Origin of the sequence: Methylobacterium sp. CCH5-D2, assembly GCF_001556475.1 — a bacterium.
Taxonomy (GTDB): domain Bacteria; phylum Pseudomonadota; class Alphaproteobacteria; order Rhizobiales; family Beijerinckiaceae; genus Methylobacterium; species Methylobacterium hispanicum.
The window spans coordinates 1-4,577 of record NZ_LSIX01000735.1 but is presented as its reverse complement, the minus strand read 5'-3'; the positions used below and the strand labels follow the sequence as shown (position 1 = coordinate 4,577).

Annotated in this window: 4 protein-coding genes; 1 reads left to right on the top strand and 3 read right to left on the bottom strand. The window is 73.1% G+C overall.

Features of this window, described 5'->3' with window-relative positions; all coding sequences use genetic code 11:
* The coding region (locus AX737_RS34625; protein WP_245293480.1) for a hypothetical protein at positions 1–462 on the top strand (462 nt) is incomplete at its 5' end.
* 82 nt (positions 463–544) lie between these two features.
* On the opposite strand, the gene AX737_RS19480 is transcribed toward AX737_RS34625, so the two are convergent.
* From AX737_RS19480 to AX737_RS19470, 3 genes are all read right to left on the bottom strand, one after another.
* Complete coding sequence (locus tag AX737_RS19480; RefSeq protein ID WP_066924271.1) at positions 545–1,966, bottom strand: TAXI family TRAP transporter solute-binding subunit; 1,422 nt, start codon at positions 1,964–1,966, stop codon at positions 545–547.
* Positions 1,967–2,089: 123 nt separating this feature from the next.
* Entirely contained in the window at positions 2,090–2,308 is a 219-nt protein-coding gene (locus AX737_RS19475) for a hypothetical protein (protein ID WP_066924269.1), read from the bottom strand.
* Between the two features lie 234 nt (positions 2,309–2,542).
* A partial coding sequence (locus AX737_RS19470; RefSeq protein ID WP_066924267.1) for an alkyl sulfatase dimerization domain-containing protein occupies positions 2,543–4,577 on the bottom strand: 2,035 nt, incomplete at its 5' end.

Genomic DNA, 4,577 nt, shown 5'->3' with positions numbered 1-4,577 from the left:
GACCGGGACGTTCAGCACTATCCGCGCCACCATTTCTACGCGATCGGGCTGATCAATGCCCTGGTTCTCGCCAAGTTCATGCTGATCGCCGAGGCGGCGAAGCTCGGATCCTTCGCCATCGGCCGGCGCCTGGATCGGGGGCCGCTCGCCTACGCGATCCTGTACCGCGCCCTCCTGTTCACGGTGGTGCTGGTGGCCGCCTACGTGCTGGAGGAGGTGGTGCTCGGGGCCTGGCGCGGACGCTCGCCGCGCGACGTCCTGCCGGAGCTGGCCGGCGGCCCGCGCGGCCTCGCGTCCTTCGCCTGGGTGATGTTCGTCGCGCTCGTCCCGTACTTCGCCTACCGGGCGCTCGGGCGTGCCCTGGGTGCCGACAGGTTGCGCGCCCTGCTGTTCGGCAAGGAGCGTGGCGAGGGGCTTGGCGAGGGGCGTGGCGAGAGGTTCGGCGAGGGCGAGTCCGGCTAGACGGGCAAGGGGCAAGGGCAGGGGAAGCGCGACGGGACGGCGCGCGTGCGGGTCGAGCGAGGGCCGCCCGGCTCGTGCGGCCTCAGCGGGCGACCACGAGGGTGGGGCCGGCCTGGTGTCCCGCCTCCGGCCCGAGGCCGGCGCGCCGCCGGTCGAGGGCGTGCCGCGCGTGCACGAGGGCCGTCGAGAAGGCCGACATGCGCTCCGGGCTCCCGGCCGCGGGCGAGCCGGCGAGCACCGCCGAGACGAGTCCGTGGAACTCGTCCTCCAGCGCGGCGAGCCCGTCCCGGTCGGCGCGGGGCGCGGCCTCGGCGATCTCGACCAGCCGCCGAACCGGGCGCCAGTCGGCCTCCGAGCGGCGCCGGGTCCAGCGGGCTGCCGCGGCGGCGAAGAGCGACCCGGCCAGGCTCAGCACGAGGCCGCCGACCGTGAGGTAGCGCTGGACCTGGTCGAAGAAGCTCTGGTCCCCGTTGCTGAGGTAGGCCGCCACGCCCGGATGGATGGGCAGGATCGGGCTCTTCTGGTCGGGATCGGGCGCCTCGATCTGGTTGGCGAGGGGCGAGACCTCCGCGACCTTGGCCTTCGTGGTCAGGATCGAGCGCGCGATCGCGGCCGCGACGACGTCGGGCATCAGCTCCGAGGCGACGAACCGGTAGGTCACGGCCAGCGTTGTGACGGTGTCGTGCGGCACCGCGGGCCTCGCCCGGAACGCTCCGGCCGGCACGTCGATGGGCTCGAAGCCGGGAAAGCGCCGGCCGATGGCCTCGGCCTCGTCGAGCGCGAGGAGGCCCGGCGTTCCCTTCGTCGCGCGCGCGAGCGCGGCGACCGCGTCCACGGCCTCGCCCGGAGCCGCGGGGCCGACCGCGAGGATGGCCGCGAGCTTCTTCTGCCGGACGGCCTGCGCCAGCTCGTCCGGCGGCAGGACGACGCGGCGGACGTCCGCGGCGGCGATGTTGAAGTAGGTCAGCACCGCGTCGAGGACCCGGGCGTTGGCCTCCTGCAGCGGTCCGGCCGGGATGCCGACCGCCTTTCCGGCCAGGTTCGCGACGGAGCCGACATGGCTGCCGGGCGGCAGGACGAAGGCGACGACGTCCCTGCGCAGGATCACGATGGTCTGGGCGTTGGGCGGCGGCCCCGCGTCGCTGCGTACGATGGCGAGGTCGGTCCGGCCCTCCTCCAGAGCTTTGGCGCTGCCCGCGAGGTCGTCGACCTGCACGAGGGTCAGGCTGACGCGGGGATGCTGGACGCTCGAGACGGACGCGAAGGCGGCGATGAAGCGGTAGGCCGTGCTGCCGGGCGGGCCGGTGGTGATGCGCAGGTTGGCGTGCGGCGACCAGACGTGGGCGAGCGCGAACCCGGCGGCTGCGACGAGCAGCAGCCCGGCGGCGGCGAGCGCGCGGCCCCGTCCCCGGCGCCCCGGCCGGCGGCTACCGGGGCCGTCCGGACTCGACCGGCCGGGATCGGTCGCGGCGGGCTCGATTGGCACGGGCTCGGCGTCTCGCATCGTCACCTCGCGCTCCCGACCTCGCTTCCGGCCGCGGACACCGGCGCGTTCGGGCGGCGCCCGGCCGATCCGGCGGCGATCTCGCCCGGTCGGGCCGGGGACGCGCCCCGTGGCCCGCCGGCCTCAGGACCGCGCCTTGCGCTCCTGATGGAGGCGCTTCTTGTTCGGGAGTGCCCTGGAACGGCCGACGGTGACGCCGGCCGTGGACAGGCTCCGCCCGGCCACCCCGTCCGCGGGCGCGGGGCCGGCCGGCAGAGCCGGCGCGGCGGTCGCGAGCATCGGCAGGACCAGGATCGTGCCCGCGGCCAGAAGCGCGCGGATCCTGCGGTCGATCTTGCACATGTGCCCTCACTCCTTCTCGAGCCCGGGGACCGGCGCCGTCGCGCCTGTCGGGCGCGCCCCTGGAGGACGATGCGCCCGGCAAGGCCAGCATCCCCGCCGACCGCGCTTTCGCGTTGATTCACGTCAAGACGCGATCCTGCCATCCGGGGACGGGGCCCGGATGTCCTGGAGCGGATGCTCCCCGCCCGGATCGGGATCGTACGGGGAGCATCCCCGCCATCGGGCCGGCCTCGGCTACTCGGCGACCGCCCGGCCGGGATCGGCCCGGTACGCGTCGGCGCACGCGCGTTCCCGGGGGGCCGATCGCGTGCCCGGCATGATCTCGAAGCGCGGATCGAAATCGACCATCGTCGCGGCCAGCCGTGCCAGGATGCGCGCGTCGCCCTGAACCGTCGCGGTCCCGTCGGCGATCTGCGCCTCCAGGGTCGTGGCGCCGGCCATCGTCCGCTCGAGATCCGCGCGGTCGATGGTCAGGGTCAGGTCGGGCTTCTCGGCCTGGAAGCCCGCGATGTTGGTCAGCGTCGCGTTCTCCATCTCCACGATGAAGCGCTCGCCGGTGTCGGGCGTCACGAGGTTGATGGTGAAGCGCATCCCCTCCGCCTTGCGGCTGTCCATGCGGATGCCGAGGAAGTTCAGGAACATCTCGGTCGTCATCGCCCGGACCACGTCGGGACTGCTGGAACGCGCCGTCTCCCCCTCCGGGATGCCGCTCCGGAGCTCGTAGGCCCCGGCCAGGAAACTGTTGCGCAGGCCGGGATTCTCCTGCTGGTAGCCGATCTGCTCGAAGATGTCGGCCAGGAGGTCCTTGGCCGCCTCGTTCCGCGGCTCCGCCTGGACCAGCGTGTTCACGATCTCCTGGGCCAGGAGATACCGTCCCGCCTCGTGCAGGCGCCGTCCCCGGGCGAGGATCGCGTCCGCTCCGCCCATCATCTCGACGTAGAGGGGCGCGCTCTCGGCGGCCGGCAGGGGGATGAGCGTCGCCGGGTTGCAGTCCCAGAAGCCGAGGTAGCGCTGGATGACGCCGCGGCTGTTGTGCTCCGGGGAGCCGTGGTAGCCGCGGCAATGCCAGGTCTGCTGCAGGCTCCTCGGCAGCGCGTAGACGGTGTGGATCTGGTTGATCGTGACGCCCCGGTTCGCGAGGTGGAGCACTTGGTTGTTCATGTGGGCGTAGAGGTCGCGCTGCGCCCGCAGCACCTCCTGGATCCGCGCGTTGCCCCAGCGCGGCCAGTGGTGGGAGGCGAACATCACCTCGGCCTCCAGGCCGAAGCGGTGGAGCGCCTCGTTGATGTACTTCGACCAGTTGAGCGGATCGCGCACCGGAGCGCCCCGCAGCGTGTAGATGTTGTGCAGCGACGCGACGACGTTCTCCGCCATCCAGAGCGCCTTCATCTCGGGGATGTAGGTGTTCATCTCCCGCGGCGCCTCGGTGTCGGGCGTGTTCTGGAAGACCATCCGGACGCCGTCGACCTCGATCTCCTCGATCGGCTCCGCCACGGAGCGCGTCGGGGCGATCAGTCCGACCGCGCCGGCCGAGACGCGCTGTCCCAGGCCCTGGCCGACATAGCCGTGGGGTGAGGCCGGCAGCAGCAGGCCGTACTGGTAGAAGAGCCGCCGGTTCATGGCGTTGCCCGCGTACACGTTCTCGGCCACGGTGTGGGCCATGAAGCCGGCGGGCGCGATGACCGGCACGCGGCCCGAGCGCACGTCCGCCTCGTCGACGAGGCCACGCACGCCGCCCCAATGGTCCGCGTGGGTGTGGGAGTAGATCACCGCCGAGATCGGCCGTCCCGCGCCCACATGCTCCTGGAACAGCGCCCAGGCGGCGCGCGCGGTCTCCCGGCTGACGAGGGGATCGAACACGATCCACCCGGCGCGGCCCCGCACGATGGTGAGATCGGACAGGTCGAGGCCGCGCACCTGGTAGATGCCGGGGACGACCTCGTAGAGACCGTAATTGTTGTTGAGCCGCCCGATGCGGGCCAGCGACGGATGGATGCTGTCGAACGCGTCCGCCTCGTCGAGGAAGCGGAACTGCTCCATGTCCCAGGCCGCGTGGCCGGCCTCGGCCGGGATGGTCATGGCCCTCATGGGGGCGATCAGCCCCCGGCGCTGCTCCTCGAAGTCCCGCTCGTCCGCGAACGGAAGGCTCGCGCGGGCCCGGGCCAGGACCTCGCGGGTGAAGGCCGACGGCGGCTTGCCCCGCGGATGGAAGTGCTGCCCCGGGGCGAGGGCCGCGCCCACCTGCCCGCCCGCCTCCTCGCCCCGGGGC

Coding starts and splice junctions, on each gene's coding strand:
- AX737_RS19480 (WP_066924271.1), bottom strand. CDS start 1,966: ATGCGAGACGCCGAGCCCGTGCCAATCGAGCCCGCCGCGACCGATCCC.
- AX737_RS19475 (WP_066924269.1), bottom strand. CDS start 2,308: ATGTGCAAGATCGACCGCAGGATCCGCGCGCTTCTGGCCGCGGGCACG.